20 protein-coding genes are annotated in these 18,109 nt (G+C 46.9%); 17 read left to right on the top strand and 3 right to left on the bottom strand.

Annotation, left to right across the window (positions count from 1 at the left end):
* The first annotated feature begins 10 nt into the window (after window positions 1-10).
* The 3 genes from M3087_RS10710 to M3087_RS10700 all read left to right on the top strand — a co-directional run bounded on the left by M3087_RS10710 (window position 11) and on the right by M3087_RS10700 (window position 2,311).
* Window positions 11-643, top strand: a complete 633-nt coding sequence (locus tag M3087_RS10710) for an O-methyltransferase (protein WP_249095653.1) — start codon at window positions 11-13, stop codon at window positions 641-643.
* Window positions 644-752: 109 nt separating this feature from the next.
* Window positions 753-1,088: a 30S ribosome-binding factor RbfA gene (gene rbfA / locus M3087_RS10705; RefSeq protein WP_022385652.1), complete on the top strand. Its 336-nt coding sequence runs from the start codon at window positions 753-755 to the stop codon at window positions 1,086-1,088.
* On the top strand, window positions 1,085-2,311 hold the full coding sequence (locus tag M3087_RS10700; RefSeq protein WP_106484325.1) for an FtsX-like permease family protein: 1,227 nt from the start codon (window positions 1,085-1,087) through the stop codon (window positions 2,309-2,311). Before rbfA ends, M3087_RS10700 begins: the two co-directional genes overlap by 4 nt.
* Before the next feature lie 23 nt (window positions 2,312-2,334).
* Here M3087_RS10700 and M3087_RS10695 read toward each other — a convergent pair whose 3' ends face one another.
* Window positions 2,335-3,195 (bottom strand): alpha/beta hydrolase, encoded by an 861-nt coding sequence (locus tag M3087_RS10695; RefSeq protein ID WP_249095651.1) that lies wholly within the window; start codon window positions 3,193-3,195, stop codon window positions 2,335-2,337.
* Window positions 3,196-3,524: 329 nt separating this feature from the next.
* Here M3087_RS10695 and M3087_RS10690 point away from each other — a divergent pair, with 329 nt between their 5' ends.
* From M3087_RS10690 to M3087_RS10665, 6 genes are all read left to right on the top strand, one after another.
* A complete protein-coding gene (locus tag M3087_RS10690; RefSeq protein ID WP_249095649.1) occupies window positions 3,525-4,121 on the top strand; it encodes a porin family protein in 597 nt (198 codons plus the stop codon).
* Window positions 4,122-4,438: 317 nt separating this feature from the next.
* Window positions 4,439-5,242, top strand: coding sequence for a glycosyltransferase family 2 protein (locus tag M3087_RS10685; RefSeq protein WP_249095646.1), 804 nt, complete (start codon window positions 4,439-4,441; stop codon window positions 5,240-5,242).
* A 34-nt stretch (window positions 5,243-5,276) separates the two neighbouring features.
* Complete coding sequence (locus M3087_RS10680) at window positions 5,277-6,071, top strand: glycosyltransferase family 2 protein (RefSeq protein ID WP_249095644.1); 795 nt, start codon at window positions 5,277-5,279, stop codon at window positions 6,069-6,071.
* Between the two features lie 50 nt (window positions 6,072-6,121).
* Window positions 6,122-7,129 carry a glycosyltransferase family 2 protein gene (locus tag M3087_RS10675; RefSeq protein ID WP_022385646.1) on the top strand — a complete coding sequence of 336 codons (1,008 nt, stop codon included), beginning with the start codon at window positions 6,122-6,124 and terminating at the stop codon, window positions 7,127-7,129.
* Window positions 7,130-7,137: 8 nt separating this feature from the next.
* Window positions 7,138-8,313: a glycosyltransferase gene (locus tag M3087_RS10670; protein WP_249095643.1), complete on the top strand. Its 1,176-nt coding sequence runs from the start codon at window positions 7,138-7,140 to the stop codon at window positions 8,311-8,313.
* A gap of 41 nt (window positions 8,314-8,354) precedes the next feature.
* Complete coding sequence (locus tag M3087_RS10665; protein ID WP_249095641.1) at window positions 8,355-9,500, top strand: glycosyltransferase family 4 protein; 1,146 nt, start codon at window positions 8,355-8,357, stop codon at window positions 9,498-9,500.
* 101 nt (window positions 9,501-9,601) lie between these two features.
* Here the strand turns inward: M3087_RS10665 and M3087_RS10660 are convergent, their stop codons facing one another.
* Entirely contained in the window at window positions 9,602-10,438 is an 837-nt protein-coding gene (locus M3087_RS10660) for a glycosyltransferase family 2 protein (RefSeq protein ID WP_106484332.1), read from the bottom strand.
* Between the two features lie 12 nt (window positions 10,439-10,450).
* Window positions 10,451-12,289: an ABC transporter ATP-binding protein gene (locus M3087_RS10655; protein ID WP_106484333.1), complete on the bottom strand. Its 1,839-nt coding sequence runs from the start codon at window positions 12,287-12,289 to the stop codon at window positions 10,451-10,453.
* 374 nt (window positions 12,290-12,663) lie between these two features.
* On the opposite strand from M3087_RS10655, the gene M3087_RS10650 reads away from it, so the two are divergent.
* The 8 genes from M3087_RS10650 (at window position 12,664) to arsB (ending at window position 18,055) form a co-directional block, all read left to right on the top strand.
* On the top strand, window positions 12,664-12,990 hold the full coding sequence (locus M3087_RS10650; protein ID WP_249095638.1) for an ArsR/SmtB family transcription factor: 327 nt from the start codon (window positions 12,664-12,666) through the stop codon (window positions 12,988-12,990).
* Window positions 12,991-13,066: 76 nt separating this feature from the next.
* A complete protein-coding gene (locus M3087_RS10645; RefSeq protein WP_249095636.1) occupies window positions 13,067-13,300 on the top strand; it encodes a thioredoxin family protein in 234 nt (77 codons plus the stop codon).
* A 9-nt stretch (window positions 13,301-13,309) separates the two neighbouring features.
* Window positions 13,310-13,753, top strand: a complete 444-nt coding sequence (locus M3087_RS10640; protein WP_249095633.1) for a nitrophenyl compound nitroreductase subunit ArsF family protein — start codon at window positions 13,310-13,312, stop codon at window positions 13,751-13,753.
* Window position 13,754: 1 nt separating this feature from the next.
* Window positions 13,755-14,462 carry an aromatic aminobenezylarsenical efflux permease ArsG family transporter gene (locus M3087_RS10635; protein ID WP_249095632.1) on the top strand — a complete coding sequence of 236 codons (708 nt, stop codon included), beginning with the start codon at window positions 13,755-13,757 and terminating at the stop codon, window positions 14,460-14,462.
* A gap of 36 nt (window positions 14,463-14,498) precedes the next feature.
* Complete coding sequence (gene arsD, locus M3087_RS10630) at window positions 14,499-14,825, top strand: arsenite efflux transporter metallochaperone ArsD (RefSeq protein ID WP_249095630.1); 327 nt, start codon at window positions 14,499-14,501, stop codon at window positions 14,823-14,825.
* Between the two features lie 25 nt (window positions 14,826-14,850).
* On the top strand, window positions 14,851-16,563 hold the full coding sequence (gene arsA / locus M3087_RS10625) for an arsenical pump-driving ATPase (protein WP_249095628.1): 1,713 nt from the start codon (window positions 14,851-14,853) through the stop codon (window positions 16,561-16,563).
* Between the two features lie 4 nt (window positions 16,564-16,567).
* Window positions 16,568-16,996, top strand: a complete 429-nt coding sequence (locus M3087_RS10620; RefSeq protein WP_249095626.1) for an arsenate reductase ArsC — start codon at window positions 16,568-16,570, stop codon at window positions 16,994-16,996.
* A 12-nt stretch (window positions 16,997-17,008) separates the two neighbouring features.
* Window positions 17,009-18,055: an ACR3 family arsenite efflux transporter gene (arsB, locus tag M3087_RS10615; RefSeq protein WP_249095624.1), complete on the top strand. Its 1,047-nt coding sequence runs from the start codon at window positions 17,009-17,011 to the stop codon at window positions 18,053-18,055.
* The last annotated feature ends 54 nt before the right edge of the window (window positions 18,056-18,109 follow it).

The raw sequence follows: 18,109 nt of genomic DNA, 5'->3' as shown, positions 1-18,109 counted from the left end.
CCTGAGACTTATGGATGAATCCATTGAACGCTATATCCTGGACCACATTGACGACGAAGGTGACTACCTGCGTGCACTCTACCGGGACACGCACGTGAAGCTGCTCCGCCCGCGTATGGCTTCCGGGCATTTGCAGGGACGCATGCTCAAGATGTTCGTGCGCATGATACGTCCGCGACAGATTATCGAGATAGGGACGTACAGCGGCTATTCCGCACTTTGTCTGGCCGAAGGGCTGGAGGAAGGCGGGATGGTGCATACGTTCGAAATCAACGATGAGCAGGAGGATTTCACCCGTCCGTGGCTGGAAGGTTCACCGTATGCCGACAGGATCAGGTTCCATATAGGCGATGCGCTGGAGCTGGTGCCACGCCTGGACCTGCATTGTGACATGGCGTTCATGGACGGTAACAAACGCAACTACATCGACTACTACGAGATGTTGTTGCCACGGCTTCCTTCCGGTGGGTATATCCTGGCTGACAATACCCTGTGGGACGGGCATGTGCTGGAACAGGCACAACCGTCAGACCGTCAGACCATCGGTATACAGGCGTTCAATGACCTGATCGCTGCCGACAACCGGGTGGAGAAGGTGATTCTTCCATTGCGGGACGGGCTGACCATCATCCGTAAAAAATGAATATCACAGTTGACAAGTGGACGAGTCTACAAACGGGATAAGGCTTTTCTGTCAGTGAAAGGATTATCGGCTTGTCCGCTTGCCAACTGATTTAAATACCTTAGTATATATGGAAACAACCAGACAGAACAAAATCGCGCGCTTGCTTCAGAAGGAGTTGAGCGACATCTTCCAGAAACAGACCCAGGCGATGGGAGGCGTTCTGGTGTCGGTGAGCGTCGTACGCATCAGTCCTGACATGAGTGTGGCACGTGCTTACCTGAGCATCTTCCCTTCGGACCGCGGACAGGAAATTCTGGACAATATCAATGCTCATGCCAAAGCCATCCGCTTCGAACTGGGCAACCGTGTCCGCCATCAGCTGCGCATCATCCCAGAATTGCGCTTCTTCATCGATGATTCATTGGATTACCTGGAGAAGATTGATGAGCTGTTGAAAGAATGAATCTGCCCTTTTACATTGCGAAGAGGTATCTCTTCTCAAAGAAGTCGCACCATGCCATCAACATCATTTCCGGCATTTCCGTCTGTGGTGTAGCACTTGCCACATTGGCACTGGTGTGCACCCTGTCGGTGTTCAACGGATTTCAGGAACTGGTGGCAGGTTTCTTCACCTCGTTCGACCCGGAGCTGAAAATCACGGTCAAGGAGGGCAAGGTGTTCGATTCGCAGGATGAGCGGCTTGCCCGTGTCAAGGCATTGCCCGATGTAGACGTGTTCACCTGTACCTTGGAGGAGAATGCCATGGTGCAGTATAAAAACAAGCAGGCGATGGTGACACTGAAGGGGGTGGAAGACAACTTTGAGCAGCTGGTCGCCATCGACAGTATTCTGTACGGTCGGGGGAAGTTCATGCTCCATGATGAAGTGGCGGATTACGGGATTCCCGGCATCCAGCTGACCTCGGTCTTGGGCTCCGGCCTTGCTTTCGTCGACCCGTTGGAGGTCTATGCTCCCAAACGGAACGCCAAGGTCAACCTGGCGAACCCGTCGGCCAGTTTCAACCGTTCCTATCTCTATTCACCTGGAGTGGCTTTCATTGTCAACCAGCAGAAATACGACGATGCCTACATCCTGGTGTCACTCGATTTTGCGCGGCGTCTCTTCGACTATACCACAGAGGTGTCTGCCGTGGAACTGAAGTTGCGTCCGGGCAGTTCGACTGGAAAAGTCAAAGAGGAAATCAGTCGCATCCTGGGAGATGGCTTCGTGGTGGCAGACCGCTATGAGCAGCAGGCTGACGTATTCCGTATCATGGAGATAGAGAAGCTGATTTCCTACCTCTTCCTGACCTTCATCCTGATGATTGCCTGCTTCAATGTGATTGGCTCACTCTCCATGCTGATTATCGACAAGAAGCGGGATGTCGCTACCCTGCGCAACCTGGGAGCGAGCGATCACCTGATTGTGCGTATCTTTCTCTTTGAAGGACGCATGATTTCGCTTATCGGTGCGGTCATCGGTATCGTTCTCGGACTGGCTCTCTGCTACATCCAACAGCGTTTCGGACTGCTCACTCTGGGTGGCTCGACCGACAATTTCGTCGTGGATGCCTATCCGGTCAGCGTGCATGCCTCCGATGTCTTGCTGGTGTTTGTTACCGTGGTCGTTGTCGGCTTTCTTTCAGTCTGGTATCCGGTGCGTTACCTCAGCCGGCGTCTGCTTTGAGAGGGGATGTCGTATTGGAGCGTTTATGAATCCTGTGGCAGGCACTGTGTGAAGTAGGTCAGTGCCAGGTCCAGCGAACTGTGCCAATAGTTCCAGTCATGACCTCCTGACCTGACGCGCATCTGGTAGCCGATGCCTTGCTGGCGGAAAGCCTTGACCAGGTCCATGTTCCCTTCCAGGGTGAAATCCTGGTCTCCACAATCCACAAACCATCGGACGGTCTTCCATGCCTGTACCTGTTGCGGGGAGGCGTTCTCTATCGTCCGGATTGGATTATGGTCCTCCACCACCTGTTGCCGCCATTCTGCTGACGGGTCGTTTTTCAGGAATTCGAGAGGTTGGCGTCGCAGGTATCCGCTCATGTCGAACACCATGCTGAACAGTTCGGGGTGGTGCAGCCCATAGACTACGGCAGCCCCACCTCCTATGGAGAAACCAGCCACGCCGCGGTGATTGCGGTCGGCTTTTACCCGATAAGTGCGCTCGATGTAGGGAATAAGTTCCCGGAAAAAGTAGTCTTCATAGGTCCAATGAGGCGCATTGAACCAAATCATGTTGTCCTTGCAGGCTTCCGGACAGACAATAATCATTTCCTCCATTTCTTTCCGTGCCACCAGGCTGTCCACGACGGCCTGCAACCGTCCGTTCTCTTCCCATTCCGTGTGGTGGCACCCTCCGCCATGCAGCAGGTAGAGCACTGGATAGGTCCGTTCCTTTTGGGAATCATAACTTGCCGGGAGGCAGACGGAGTATTCCCGTTCTGTAATTCCCTGCAACAACTTGCAGGGCATCACCCGACGTTCAATCCGACATCCTGCCGACAAGTTGCCGGTCAGCAGGAAGGCTGTCAGAAAAGCCAGAAACAATTTGGATGAGTAATTCATATACGTTGAGAGATTCATGTCGCAAAAGTAACAGGAAGTTTTGGATTCTCCATTTATTTCCCGGCGAAGAGTTATTCTTTTGGATGGTAAATTCTTACTGTTTCGTTCCATCCGTCTGTTGTAATCTTGTAATGACTTGTGGGTTTGTATCCCCGATATGAAAAAGGATGATTCTATAGCATAATATTGATTTTTTACCAAAATATACAGTGTCTGATGTAAGGAATATGGAAAATTGATATACCTTTGTAACCATCAATCTTCCGATGTCTGTCTGAACTGTTAGCTGTCATGTCGGCCGATTGTCTGAATCGTAAAAACAGAATATTATGAAGAAATTTTGGAGTATCCTGCTGATTGTGGCCGCACTTTGTGTGGCAGTTCCTTCACACGCCCAGTTCCAATGGGGTGTGCGCGGTGGTGTAAGCTTGGCGAAAGCATCCTTTAAAGGTGGCAATCTGAAATCAGACAATTTCACAGGTTTCTTTATCGGCCCGACGGCAGAGTTCACCATTCCCCTGGTGGGACTGGGCATCGACGGTTCCTTGCTCTATTCGCAGACCGGACTGAAGGGAGATGATGAAACGCTGAAGCGCCGTTCGTTTGAAATTCCCATCAACCTGAAGTATAACATCGGCTTGGGCAGCATGTTGGGCGTCTATATCGCGGCTGGTCCCCAATTTGGTTTTGGACTGAACGACGATGAAGTTCAGATGGGGAATGGCGGCAAGTTTGCTTTCAAGAACTCCAACCTGAGTCTGAATCTCGGAGCCGGTCTTAAGATTCTCCGCCATCTGCAGGCCGGTGTCATCTATAACATCCCCTTAGGCAAGACCGCCGAATATGAGGGTGTCTTGCAGGCCGGCGAAGATGCTTTGTCCGCAAAATTGAAAACTTGGCAGATTTCCGTTGCCTATATGTTCTGATGCATCGTAGGCTCAGGTGCACTTGAGAGATTGTCGGGAGGACTTTGTCTCAAGTGCATTTTTAACATTTGATGATGCAGTGTTTTTCTCTCTTATACATTTATTGCATATAAAGACATGTACCCCTCAGCTGTCAAACTGCTCATTTTTAGCAGTAGCAAGACCGCTGGAGTGAAAAAACGGACTTGAATCAGTCCGGGTCTTTATATTATATGTATCTTTGTGCACTTTTCAACAGGTCCTTCTGCTGAAAGAGTGTATGAAAAGTGTGAGATACTAACGGATACATCAATTGTTTTTTATTAGAAAAATATTCTATGTTTGTTTCGGTACTAATCTCTACGTATAACTGGAAAGATGCGCTGGCTCTTTGTGTCCGTAGTGTATTCCGTCAGACAGTCAAGCCTGCCGAGATTGTCATTGCGGACGACGGTTCGCGCGACGATACGCGTGAGATGATCGAAGAGCTGCGCCAGGAAACAGACATACCCATCGTTCATGTGTGGCACGAGGACCGAGGCTTCCGCAAGACGGAAATCCTCAACAAGGCCATCATGAAAGTCTCCCATCCTTACATCATACAGATTGACGGCGATGTCGTACTCGACAAGCATTTCATAGCCGACCATCTGGAGCTGGCCGAGAAAGACTACTTTGTCTGCGGTAGCCGTGTTGGTGTCGATCCCCATCAGACGGAACGTTTCTTCAAGACGAAGGGCAAGTTCCGCCCCTACTTTTTTCAGCTGACGTTCATGTATATGCTCAACTCCTTCCGTTCCAAGTGGGTACGCCGTTATCTGGAGAAACGCTATTTCCCGAAGAACATCAAGCGCCTGCGTGGGTGCAACATGGCATTCTGGAAAGAGGACCTCCTGAAGGTCAACGGTTACAACGAGGACCTCACCATGTGGGGACAGGAAGATACTGAAATAGCCTACCGCCTGATATTTGCCGGAGTGAAGAAAAAGTTCCTCAAGGCAGGCGGGGTGGAGTATCACCTCTATCACAAGCCCGCCTCCCGTGCCAACCTGGAGTTCCATAACCAGGTGCTCGACGAGGTCATTGCCGAGCATCGTTCCTGGTGTGAGAATGGGATTGTGAAAGGGAAGAAGGAGAGATGATGCGGACGAATCGAAGAAACTCAAAATGGAATGTATGCAGCTTAGCACATCCTTGATTATATCTACCTACAATTGGCCGGAAGCGCTTTCTCTTTGTCTGGAGAGTGTGCTGCATCAGACCGTGCTTCCCGACGAAGTAATCATTGCAGACGACGGTTCGCGTGATGACACACGTCGGTTGATCGAGGCATTCCGCCAACGGTGTCCCGTGCCGCTGCTTCATGTCTGGCATGAAGACGACGGTTTCCGCAAGACACAAATCATGAACCAGGCCTTTCTGCAAGTTTCTCATCCTTATATCATTCAGATTGACGGTGACATCATTCTGAACCGTCATTTTGTGGAAGACCATCTCCATTTTGCACGGGAAGGAAGTTTTGTCACAGGCAGCCGGGTTGTCATTGGCAAAGAGCTGACCCAACGCCTGCTCAGGGCACATCGGTGGAGATTCTCGCTGTTCACTCCCGGACTTCACAACCGCCTGAATGGTTTGCGGCTTCCGTTTCTGACAAAGAGCCAGGAGAACTACCGGCAACATGACACACTCTATGTGCGGGGCTGTAATATGGCCTTTTGGCGAAAGGATATTTTTGCAGTCAATGGCTATGATGAGGCCATTACCGGATGGGGACGTGAAGACAATGAACTCGCCGAGCGGCTGATCAATTCCGGTATTCGCAAACGCGTCATCAAATTTTCCGCCATTGCTTTTCATCTTTACCATGAATGGCGGTCACGCGGAAGTGTGGAGCGTAATGATGAAATCCTCCACTCGACCATGACGCAGAAACGAATACGTTGCGAACGGGGTATTGACGGGCATACTTGATTTGAAAACAAACACTAAACTATTCTAATCTAATTCTCTAAATCCATCCTATGAATACAGGAGACAACACATCTTATCCGTTAGTTACAATTGTCACCATTACCCGGAATCTGCTTAGGGAGAAACGTGAAGCATATGCCAAGGAATGCATCGAAAGTGTGCACCGCCAGCGTTATCCTTCCATTGAACATTTGGTGATTGACGGTGCGTCGGACGACGGTACGCTTGAATTTTTGCAGCCTTATGTGGAAAAAGGATACATAAAGGTATACTCAGAACCGGATAAGGGCATTTATGATGCCATGAACAAGGGACTGGCAAAAGCAAAAGGGAAGTATGTGAATTTCCTGAATACCGATGATTTCTTTCACAATCCGTTGGCTGTTCGTCTGAGTGTGGAACAATTGGAGAAGGAGGGCGCAGACTACTCTTTTGGGAATGCGGTCTTGAAATATCCGGATGGAAAAGAAGTGGTATGGACCGGCGATTTATCCCGTTTGCCGTGGGCGTCCCATTATTGCCACCAGACGATGTTTGTCCGTACGGAACTGTTGCGTAGTCTGGGTGGATTTAATCTGGACTATAAAGTTTCGGCAGATACGGAAATGATGATTCATCTGTGTGCCCTGAATACCCGTTTCGTGGTGGTGAATGATGAGTTGGTGACTTATCGGGTCGGAGGGTATTCCTCACAATGCCAGCATCAGTCGCGCATCGACCATTCAACCGCTTTTTATCTGTATATAGGACAGCATGTAGGGTTGAGCCAACATGATTGTTTCTTGCTTTGGGACAGACGCTTTTTCGAAGAACTGGCTCCTGACGCACAGTTGGATCTGATATGCAGGGTTCCTGCCCGGTACGGGCAACATGCCTTGATTGAAGAGTACGTCCGGCGTATGCAGGCACGTCAGCATTCGGACAAGCGGTATTACCTGTTCGGCTTTCTTCCCGTTTTGAAAAGCCGCATGAGAGGCAACAAGACCAAGTATTATCTGTTCGGTGTGTTGCCGTTGTGGAAAGTCAAGGAAGCAGGTTGTCCTGTATATGCGAAATAATAGATGCCATGATGAAGAAAATCTTATTTGTTTATCCGCACAACTTCCTGGAGCATACTATGGGTACAAATACCCGTATTCGTGCATTGGCACGGGAATTATGCCGGATGGGATACACGATTGACCTGTATGCGTTAAGCAACTTTGTGTCCCGGTATGATGGATTTGCGGCATTGAATAAAGAAGAGTCACTGGTGGACAAGCTTTATCTGTATGATTATGCTGAAGTCCGCCGGTATTCCAAACGGAAGAGGCGCCTTAACAGGTTGTTGGGGCGCCACCGTCAAGAGACGCTGGACAATTGGGTAACTCCCGGTATGGTGAAGCAATTCAATGAAATAGTGTCTGCCGGAGATTATACGCATATTGTCATGTTTTATGCTTATACGGCCGATTTGCTTCTACCGGAAAATTATCGGGGACATGAAGGCGTCTGCAAGATTTATTTCATGGAAGACCTTTTGTCCGTAGGAGCCTATGTATCCGGACAAAGTAGTGCGATCGGGAGCTTGCTTGATGATGAAATGAAGCGTATATCCGTTTTTGACCGCATTGCCTGTATCTCGTATGATGAGAAAATATGGATAGAGAAGCTGATGAAAGGTCGGCATCACGTAGACTTTCTTCCTCATATTGTGGAGCGTAAGGTGGTGGAGACATCGGAACCGGATACGTTGAAGCACCCTCGTGTGGTGTTTGTGGGGTATGACAATCCTTATAACATAGAGGGGATGAAGTGGTTTCTGCAGGAGGTATATCCCAGCCTGTCGCCAGAAGTGGAACTGACCGTGGTCGGCAAGGTCAACAGACACCTTCATGTTGAGTACCCGAATCTGCATCAAATAGATTATGTACCCGATTTGGATGAGATGTATCGGCATACGGATATCATCATCTGTCCCTTGTTAAATGGAACCGGGATGAAAATCAAGGTCGTTGAGGCGATGAGTTATGGCATACCTGTGGTCTGTACGTCAAGGGGAGTTGACGGTTTGCCGGATAAAACGCGCAATGGCTGTCTGGTGGCCGATGATGCAGCTGCATTTGCCGGACATATCAACCGGCTGGTATGTGATACGGCCTTCTATAAGCAGTGTCAGCAACAGGTAAAAGACTATTTCTCGACAACATTGGATTGGAGCAGGCATAAAGATACATTGCTCCATCTGTTCCGGGAAGAATGAAGCCTTTTTGAAGATAACCAACACTAAACTAGTTTATAATTATGCATAGACTATTCTATTCTTTGTTTTTGAGGAATGAGCATAAGCCGCATGTGCTCTATGATTATCAGGCTTTCCAGATGCAGCGGTTTGGAGGAATATCCCGTTATTTCTGTGAAATCATCCGCCGGCTGCACCTCAGTTATGACATTGCGATACGCTATACCATCAATTACTACCTGACGACCTGGAACCTGGGGAAGCACCGTGTGCCGATCTTCCGTTTCCTCTACAAGCATTATGGCGAGTGGTGCAAACACAAGAACTACCGTCTGTCAATCCGTTCTCTGAGAGAGCAGACCAACTATGTCTTTCATCCTACTTATTATGACCCTTATTTTCTCAAATACATTGGGGAGGCACCTTATGTCATAACGGTGCATGACATGATTCATGAACGCTTTGCTGACTGGATTCCGGATGCCGAGCGGTACATCCGGGAGAAGAAAGAGGTTATCACCCGCGCTTCCCGCATCATTGCCATAAGTGAAAATACCAAGAAGGATATTGTGGAGCTGTTGCATATAGCCCCGGAGAAGATTGACGTCATTTATCACAGCACCAGCATGAAGCCGCATACCGGTAGATTCAATCTGAAATTGCCTGAACATTTCGTCCTGTATGTAGGGGAACGCTCCTTGTACAAGAACTTCTGGCGTTTCATGAAGGCCTTTGTCAAACTGCGTGAGGTATATCCTGATTTATATGTGGTGTGTACCGGTCGCAGGTTTGATGCCCAGGAAAGGGCTGCCATCGAAGAGTTGGGCTTGGGGGAATGCCTTCTCTGTCTTAAGGCTTCCGACAAGGAGTTGGGCGAACTATATGCTCGTGCCCTCTGTTTTGTTTATCCGTCCTTGTATGAGGGTTTTGGTATACCTATACTGGAGGCTTACGCCTGTCAGTGTCCGGTGGTTCTCAGCAATACAAGCTGTTTTCCGGAGATTGCAGGAGAGGCCGGTTGCTATTTTGACCCCTATTCTGAGGATTCGATGTTTGAGGCAATTCGCTCCGTACTGGACAGTCCGCAAAAGCGTGAGGAACTGGTGCGTCTGGGCAATGAACGGTTGAAACTGTTCTCATGGGATAAGGCAGCTGAGGCTACGGAGGCTGTCTATCGGAAAGTGCTGGAAGAATACCAACGGAAATGAGCCTCACAATGCGAGGATGTTGAAATCTGTCGATCTGATTCCCGGTAGGAATATACGTGCAAATCGTCTGTTCCTACTGGGAATCATGGCATTTAGCCGGTTCAGGACGATTTGCGGCATGCCTTCCAGATGTCTTTCCACATGAATTTGAAGGCATTCCTTAGTAGCTTGATGTCCCGTTGGATGGGAGGCAGGGACAGGGCTTTCTGTATTTTCTTTTCCAGCTTTTCATCAAACAGGTAGTAGGCGTCATGATTGCATATCTCTGCCTGTACGCGGGGAGGGAGCAGGGCATCGATGACTTCTTTTCTTTCTGCGTCGTTCAGGCGCGCACTCTTCTCATTGCTCGATATGCCTCCCAGGTAAAAGGTGGAAATCACGATGTCAAGTGGAACGTAGGAACGGTTGTGCAGCACCCATTCCTGCAGAAAGTATTCCCAGTCGGACACGATTTTGTGTTGCTCGTTGTATGGACGTTCTTTCAGAAGAGCGGAACGTGTGAAGGTGGCTTGATGCATGATGGAGTCTTCCAGGAGGAAGCGGACTGACATTTGTTGAGGGGTCTTTCGCAGGGTTGATTTTCCGTTGCGGTTCAGCATGGAGTGTCCGACATAGAAATCTTCTCCTTTTAATAAGGGAAGTGCTTCTGCCAGTACCCCGTCATTGTAGAGCTCATCTCCCGAATTCAAGAACAAGACATATTCTCCACCGGCGATGCGTATTCCTTTGTTCATGGCGTTATAGATTCCCTTGTCGGGTTCGCTTATCCATTGGCTGACGCCGGCCAGTCCTTCGATATATTCTTTGCAGCCATCCGTGGAGCCACCGTCGATGATAATGTACTCAAACTCCTTGCAGGTTTGTTGGAGGACTGAAGCAACCGTACGCTTCAGTTCCTCCAGGTTGTTCAGGCAGATGGTGATGATGCTCAGTTTCATAAAGGCATTCTTTTACAAACTCTGCATGTCGTTCAGTTTCTTGTAGTACCCGTTCAGTGCCAGCAGTTCCTCGTGGGTACCACGTTCCACGATTTCGCCTTCATAGAGCACACAGATTTCGTCAGCGTTCTTGATGGTGCTCAGGCGGTGGGCGATGGCGATGGTCGTGCGCGACTTCATCAGGCGTTCCAGTGCCTCCTGTACCAGACGTTCAGACTCGGTGTCGAGTGCCGACGTCGCTTCGTCGAGGATGAGGATGGGTGGATTCTTCAGGATGGCACGGGCGATGCTCACACGTTGGCGTTGTCCGCCGGAGAGTCGGCCTCCGCGGTCGCCGATCATGGTGTCATAACCCTTTTCCGTCTCCATGATGAACTCATGCGCATTGGCAATCTTGGCAGCCTCGATGACCTGTTCCATGGTCGCATTTTCCACACCGAAGGTGATGTTGTTGTAGAACGTGTCGTTGAAGAGGATGGCTTCCTGGTTGACATTGCCGATGAGCGAACGCAGGCTGCTGATGGACACGTCCTTCACGTTCTTGCCGTCGATGAGCAGCTCACCTTCCGAGACATCGTGATAGCGGGGTACAAGGTCTACCATCGTCGACTTTCCGGAACCGGATTGTCCCACGAGGGCGACGGTCTTGCCTTTGGCTACGGTCAGGTTGATGTGTTTCAGGACAGGACGTCCGGGGAGGTAGCTGAAGCCCACGTTGCGGAACTCCAGTTGCTCCCGGAACTCGTCGAGCGGTTTCGGCTGGGCAGGTTCCTTGATGGGGTTCTCGGCTTTCAGGATCATGTCGATGCGCTCCATGCCTCCCAGTCCCAGGGGGACGTTGTAGAACGCTTTGGCAAACTCCTTCAGCGGGTTGATGATGCTGTAGAGGATGACGAGGTAGAAGATGAAGGTGGCGGCATCCATCGGCGCATATTCCGTGTTCAGGATGAGCGAACCTCCGAACCACAGCACGATGACGATGACACACGTACCCAGGAACTCACTCATCGGGTGGGCAGAGCTTTGGCGGATGACCATCTCGTTCATGGCACGGCGGAACTCGTTGTTGGTCTTCTCAAAACGGTCTGCCATTTTCCGTTCGGCAATGAAAGCCTTGATGATGCGCAGTCCGCCCAACGTCTCGTCGAGCTGGGACATGATGTCGCCCCACTGTGACTGTGCCTCCGTGGACTGACGTTTCAGCTTGCGGCTCACCGTACCCATGATCCATCCTGCCAGAGGCAGTACCACGAGCACGAACAGGGTCATCTTCCAGCTGATGGTGAACAGGGTGATGAAGCACACGAGCAAGGCTATCGGGTTGCGGATCAGCATGTCGATGGAGCTGGTCAGCGAGTTCTCCACCACAGTCACGTCGGCACTCATACGGGCAATGATGTCACCCTTCCGCTCTTCCGAGAAGAAGCTCAGCGGCAGGCGCAGCACCTTGTTGTATACCTGGATGCGGATATCGCGGACGATACCGGTGCGGAGCGGTACCATGACGGCTGATGAGGCAAAATAGCCGGCGGTCTTGAGCAGGGTCATCACGATGAGGATGCACCCCATGATGATGAGGGTGATGAATGCGCCGTGCGTATAGATAATCTGGCTGATGTAGTAATAAGCATTGTTGATCAACACGTCCTTGTCCAGATGGTTCCACTCCATGGGGATGTACTCATAGGTCTTTGTGTCGATTTTGAACAAGATGTTCAGAATAGGGATGATAGCGGCAAAAGAGAATACGTTCAACCATTGGGAAACGAAGTTCAATATCAACGCCCAAGTCAGGTATTTGCGATAGGGCGCAATGTATCGCCTCATCAACGAAAAGAACTGTTTGATCATAAATGTCAGTGTATTAAGTTGGAATAACGGCTGCAAAAGTAGGAAAAAAACTCCAAATGCCCCAGAGAATCTTTGGGGGATTCAGCAACTGTAGCTGATGATTCATAGTATAAATATTTGCAAATGTACACCATGCAGAAACTGGGCGATGCAACCGATGAGAATGGAAATCTGAAACTATTCTACGGCATTGTGGCCCACATTTTTTAAAATTACGCAAATCTCTGTATATAAATGTTTCAGCTTAGATGCAAGGTGCAAGCTATATATATATATAGATATATACTTGCACCTATCCGAAAAAAATATGCCGAAAAATTTGGCTATTTAAAACAATGTTCGTAATTTTACGAACAATAAAAAGGAGAATTGGAATGAAAGAGAAACAGTACACAACAGAGCAGGAACAGATTGCTCGGTTTGCCAAAGCAATGGGACATCCTGCACGGATGGCTATTCTTGCTTTCTTGGCAAAACAAGATAGTTGCTTCTTCGGTGATATTCACGAAGAACTACCTATTGCTAAAGCAACCGTTTCGCAGCATTTGAAAGAATTGAAAGAAGCTGGCTTAATTCAGGGGGAAATAGAAACGCCCAAAGTCCGGTATTGTATAAACCGGGAGAACTGGGAACTTGCCCGAAAATTGTTTACAGCTTTTTTAGGGGATTGTAAATGTAAAGGTACATCGTGCTGTGAATAGCAGTACCTTTTTTTAGAATCTTCGTTCGTAGTTCTACGAATTACGATTATTATATTAACTTTAAAGTAGAATGACAATGGAAATTAAAGTATTAGGAACTGGGTGTTCAAGCTGTAAAGCCTTGTACGAAACCACCAAACAAGCTATTTCAGAATTAGGTTGCGATGCAACCCTTATCAAAGAGGAAGATTTATTGAAAATCATGGAGTATAACATTTTAGGGCTTCCAGCTTTGGTGATTGACGAGAAAGTCGTATCAGCCGGAAAAAAGTTATCTCTTGCAGAAGTGAAAGGGTTAATAACAAAATAAAAATGAACTATGAGAAAATTATTTTATCTACTGATTGCAACGCTGGTCTTAGTTTCCTGTGGTAATGGTTCAAAGAAAAAGACCGGAGAAAACCAAGCGGAAGAAACACAGACTAACCGCATAGAAGTTCTTTATTTTCATGGAGCTCAACGGTGTATCACTTGCCGGGCGATAGAAGCAAATACAGTAGCCCTTTTGGATAGCCTTTATTCAAAAGAAAAAGCAGACGGTAAAATCATCTATAAAGTGATAGATATTTCAAAGAAAGAAAATGAAGCGATTGCTGACAAGTACGAAGTTACATGGTCGTCTTTGTTCGTTAACGGTTGGAAAAACGGCAAAGAGAATGTAAACAACATGACCGAGTTTAGTTTTTCCAATGCGAAAAATGCACCAGACAAGTTTAAAGAGGGAATTAAAAGCAAGATTGACGAATTGTTAAAACAGTTGTAAGATGGATTTTCTTCAATCGCTATTAGATAACAGTTCTATTCCTGCTATTACAGCTTTTATATTGGGGATTTTAACATCAGTCAGCCCATGCCCGTTAGCGACCAACATAACGGCAATAGGATTTATTAGCAAGGACATAGAAAACCGTCACCGAATATTTATAAACGGATTGCTTTATACTTTCGGCAGAATAGTAAGCTATACAGTTCTTGGCTTTATCCTTATCCCTATTCTCCGTGAGGGAGCAAGTATGTTTATGGTTCAAAAAGCCGTAAGTAAGTACGGGGAAATGCTGATTGCTCCGGCGTTAATCATCATTGGAATATTTATGCTCGATATAATAAAACTCAATCTGCCGAAAATCAATATCGGCGGTGAAAGTTTGAAAAAGAGAACTAAAGGCGGTTGGGGGGCTATGCTATTGGGTATTTTATTCGCCCTTGCTTTTTGTCCTACCAGTGGAGTATTTTATTTCGGTATGCTTATGCCTTTGTCAGCAGCGGAAACGGGCGGGTATCTCTTACCTGTAATTTACGCTATTGCTACGGGATTACCCGTAATCCTTGTTGCATGGATTTTAGCGTACAGTGTTGCCGGATTGGGTAAGTTTTATAACCGGATACAAATATTCGAGAAATGGTTTCGTAAAATTGTTGCCATCCTCTTTATTGCGGTAGGAATTTATTATGCATTAGTCTTTTATCTATAAATAAACATATAGAGTTTCATTTTAAATAAAAACAGTATGAAAAAGATAGAAATTTTCGACCCGGCAATGTGTTGCCCTACGGGTCTTTGTGGAACAAATATTGACCCTGAGTTAATGCGTATTGCGGTTGTCATTGAAACATTGAAGAAACAGGGTATCATCGTTACCCGTCACAATTTACGTGACGAACCGCAAGTGTATGTAAGTAATAAAACAGTAAACGAGCATCTGCAACAACATGGGGCGGATGCACTGCCTATTACTTTAGTGGATGGCGAAATCGCAGTTTCAAAAATCTATCCTACCACTAAACAAATGAGTGAATGGACGGGTATCAATTTGGATTATATGCCGGTAAAATGAGTATTCACCAGCTAATTATATAAAAATGGAAACATTCAATTTATCAGATATAGATTTGACGAAATACCTTTTCTTTACCGGAAAGGGCGGTGTAGGAAAAACTTCGATTGCTTGTGCTACTGCGGTAGGTTTGGCAGATAATGGGAAGAAAATACTTCTTATCAGTACAGACCCGGCTTCAAACCTGCAAGACGTGTTTAATCAAACACTGAACGGACACGGTACGGATATTCAAGAAGTACCCGGCTTAACGGTCGTTAATCTCGACCCGGAACAAGCCGCAGCCGAATACAGGGAAAGCGTTATTGCTCCTTTCCGGGGACAACTGCCCGAAAGTGTTATTCAGAATATGGAAGAACAACTTTCAGGCTCTTGCACGGTAGAAATTGCGGCTTTTAACCAGTTTTCCGATTTTATCACGGATGCCAATAAAGCAAAGGAATACGACCATATCATCTTTGATACAGCCCCCACGGGACACACGTTACGAATGCTACAACTGCCGTCAGCGTGGAGTACATTTATTAGTGAGAGTACGCACGGTGCATCTTGCTTAGGTCAATTATCCGGTTTGGAAGAACGAAAAGGCATCTATAAGCAGGCCGTTGAAACTCTTTCGGATGCAAACGCAACCCGCTTAGTGTTGGTTAGTCGTCCCGAAATCGCACCATTAAAAGAAGCCGCACGTTCTTCACATGAATTGCAATTACTGGGAATTAAAAACCAGCTATTGGTAATCAACGGGCTTTTGCTGCAATTAGATGAAGCCGACAGCGTATCGAAACAAATATATGCCAGACAGCAAAACGCCCTGAAACAGACCCCTGCGGAACTGTTGGCATATCCGTCTTATTATGTTCCTTTACGGTCATACAATTTATCTAATATTGCGAATATCCGCCGGATGCTTTACAACGATAATTTAACAAATGATGCGAATTATCAGCAGATTACCGATGCCAAAGGGTTAGATGAACTGGTAAACGACCTTTATCTGTCAGGGAAAAGGGTTGTTTTTACTATGGGAAAAGGCGGCGTGGGAAAAACCACTTTAGCCACTGAAATAGCCCTAAAATTAACAAAACTTGGCGCAAAGGTGCATCTTACCACCACCGACCCGGCAAACCATCTGAATTATAACCTTGCTGTTCAGGCAGGCATTACGGTAAGCCGTATTGATGAAGCGGAAGTATTGGAAGTCTATAAAAACGAGGTTCGCAGTAAAGCTGCGGAAACAATGACAGCCGAAGATATGGAATATATAGAGGAAGATTTACGTTCACCGTGTACGCAGGAAATCGCAGTATTCCGGGCTTTCGCTGAAATTGTCGATAAGGCGGAAAATGAAGTCGTAGTAATTGATACCGCACCTACCGGACACACTTTGTTATTGCTGGATGCAACGGAAAGTTACCATAAAGAAGTGCAACGTACACATGGCGACACTCCCGCTTCCGTAAGAAAGCTGTTACCACGTTTGAGAAACCAGCAGGAAACAGAAGTCGTTATTGTGACCCTGCCCGAAGCAACACCCGTATTTGAAGCCGAACGTTTGCAAATGGATTTACAACGTGCCGGGATTAATAATAAATGGTGGATCGTGAATGCTTGCTTGTCATTAACTGACACCGAAAATTCTTTCTTGCGGGCAAAGGCGCAAAATGAATTGGCTTGGATTAAGAAAGTAGAAGAATTATCAAAGGGAAATGCTGCCCTGATAGCTTGGAAAAACAACTAAAAACATGAAGATTTTAATTCTTTGTACAGGAAATAGCTGCCGCAGCCAAATGGCACATGGCTTTTTGCAATCATTTGACAATAAACTGGATGTCTTTTCAGCAGGAACAAAACCTGCTGAAAAGGTTAATCCGATGGCGGTAAAGGTTATGGATGAAATGGGTATAGATTTAACCCACCATACCCCTAAAAGTGTAAACCTATATATAGGACAGGAATGGGACTATGTTATTACGGTCTGCGGTGGGGCAAACGAAAGCTGCCCGATGTTTACGGGTGAAGTAAGGAACAGGCTGCATATAGGATTTGACGACCCTTCAGAAGCAACCGGAACGCCGGAGTTTATAAACAGTGAATTTCATCGGGTACGGGATGAAATAAAAGCCCGTTTCTATGACTTCTACCTGAACGAATTAAAACCACAATTAAGCTAAATAGTTGTTATTATGGAAAAGAAACAAGGAATTGGATTTTTTGAAAAATACCTGACTATCTGGGTTGCCTTGTGCATCATTATTGGAATTGCTGTGGGACAATGGCTTCCGGCAATTCCGCAAGCATTAAGCAAATTTGAATATGCCAACGTGTCTATACCCGTGGCAATCCTGATTTGGTTGATGATTTATCCGATGATGCTAAAAGTGTATTTTCAAAGCGTTAAGAATGTAGGCAGGCGTCCGAAAGGAATAATAGTCACTTGCGTTACAAATTGGCTGATAAAACCATTTACCATGTTCGGGATAGCTTATTTGTTCTTCTATGTCATTTTTAAAACTTTTATACCTGCCGAATTAGCAGAAGAATATTTAGCCGGAGCGGTATTATTGGGGGCTGCACCTTGCACGGCTATGGTATTCGTGTGGAGTTATCTCACTAAAGGGGATGCCGCTTATACGCTGGTACAAGTTGCAGTGAACGATTTAATCATATTGATAGCGTTTGCTCCTATCGTTGCTTTCCTGCTGGGAGTTGGTGGCGTATCTATCCCGTGGGACACCCTGTTGTTATCCGTAGTATTATTTGTTGTGATACCACTTGCTGCCGGGGTCATTACCCGTATAATGATTATCCGCCGCAAAGGGGTGGACTATTTCAATAACGTATTTATTAAGAAATTTGATAATTATACGGTAAGTGGATTACTATTAACGCTTATTATCCTGTTTTCATTTCAAGGAGAAACGATACTGAACAATCCCCTGCATATCTTATTGATTGCAGTTCCGCTTGTGTTGCAAACGGTTCTGATATTCTTCATCGCTTACGGTTGGGCGAAGTGGTGGAAATTACCCCATGAAGTTGCCGCACCTGCTGGAATGATTGGGGCAAGTAATTTCTTTGAATTGGCGGTTGCTGTGGCTATTTCTCTTTTTGGTTTACAATCCGGGGCTGCATTGGCTACGGTGGTAGGTGTGCTGGTTGAAGTTCCGGTTATGTTGATGTTGGTAAGGATTGCAAATAATACACGGAAATGGTTTCCGATTACAAAATAATTGTAGATAAAAAGGAGAATGTGTCAGAATGGACACATTCTCCTAATGGAATGT

This window comes from Mediterranea sp. ET5 (assembly GCF_023337025.1).
Classification (GTDB): Bacteria; Bacteroidota; Bacteroidia; order Bacteroidales; family Bacteroidaceae; genus Phocaeicola_A.
Note: the sequence above shows the minus strand (reverse complement) of the source record. Positions and strands in the feature narration are given on the sequence as shown.

Coding starts and splice junctions, on each gene's coding strand:
- M3087_RS10700 (WP_106484325.1), top strand. CDS start 1,085: ATGAATCTGCCCTTTTACATTGCGAAGAGGTATCTCTTCTCAAAGAAG.
- M3087_RS10645 (WP_249095636.1), top strand. CDS start 13,067: ATGGAAATTAAAGTATTAGGAACTGGGTGTTCAAGCTGTAAAGCCTTG.
- M3087_RS10670 (WP_249095643.1), top strand. CDS start 7,138: ATGATGAAGAAAATCTTATTTGTTTATCCGCACAACTTCCTGGAGCAT.
- M3087_RS10620 (WP_249095626.1), top strand. CDS start 16,568: ATGAAGATTTTAATTCTTTGTACAGGAAATAGCTGCCGCAGCCAAATG.
- rbfA (WP_022385652.1), top strand. CDS start 753: ATGGAAACAACCAGACAGAACAAAATCGCGCGCTTGCTTCAGAAGGAG.
- arsD (WP_249095630.1), top strand. CDS start 14,499: ATGAAAAAGATAGAAATTTTCGACCCGGCAATGTGTTGCCCTACGGGT.
- M3087_RS10665 (WP_249095641.1), top strand. CDS start 8,355: ATGCATAGACTATTCTATTCTTTGTTTTTGAGGAATGAGCATAAGCCG.
- arsB (WP_249095624.1), top strand. CDS start 17,009: ATGGAAAAGAAACAAGGAATTGGATTTTTTGAAAAATACCTGACTATC.
- M3087_RS10695 (WP_249095651.1), bottom strand. CDS start 3,195: ATGAATTACTCATCCAAATTGTTTCTGGCTTTTCTGACAGCCTTCCTG.
- M3087_RS10660 (WP_106484332.1), bottom strand. CDS start 10,438: ATGAAACTGAGCATCATCACCATCTGCCTGAACAACCTGGAGGAACTG.
- arsA (WP_249095628.1), top strand. CDS start 14,851: ATGGAAACATTCAATTTATCAGATATAGATTTGACGAAATACCTTTTC.
- M3087_RS10675 (WP_022385646.1), top strand. CDS start 6,122: ATGAATACAGGAGACAACACATCTTATCCGTTAGTTACAATTGTCACC.
- M3087_RS10650 (WP_249095638.1), top strand. CDS start 12,664: ATGAAAGAGAAACAGTACACAACAGAGCAGGAACAGATTGCTCGGTTT.
- M3087_RS10640 (WP_249095633.1), top strand. CDS start 13,310: ATGAGAAAATTATTTTATCTACTGATTGCAACGCTGGTCTTAGTTTCC.
- M3087_RS10680 (WP_249095644.1), top strand. CDS start 5,277: ATGCAGCTTAGCACATCCTTGATTATATCTACCTACAATTGGCCGGAA.
- M3087_RS10685 (WP_249095646.1), top strand. CDS start 4,439: ATGTTTGTTTCGGTACTAATCTCTACGTATAACTGGAAAGATGCGCTG.
- M3087_RS10690 (WP_249095649.1), top strand. CDS start 3,525: ATGAAGAAATTTTGGAGTATCCTGCTGATTGTGGCCGCACTTTGTGTG.
- M3087_RS10710 (WP_249095653.1), top strand. CDS start 11: ATGGATGAATCCATTGAACGCTATATCCTGGACCACATTGACGACGAA.
- M3087_RS10655 (WP_106484333.1), bottom strand. CDS start 12,289: ATGATCAAACAGTTCTTTTCGTTGATGAGGCGATACATTGCGCCCTAT.
- M3087_RS10635 (WP_249095632.1), top strand. CDS start 13,755: ATGGATTTTCTTCAATCGCTATTAGATAACAGTTCTATTCCTGCTATT.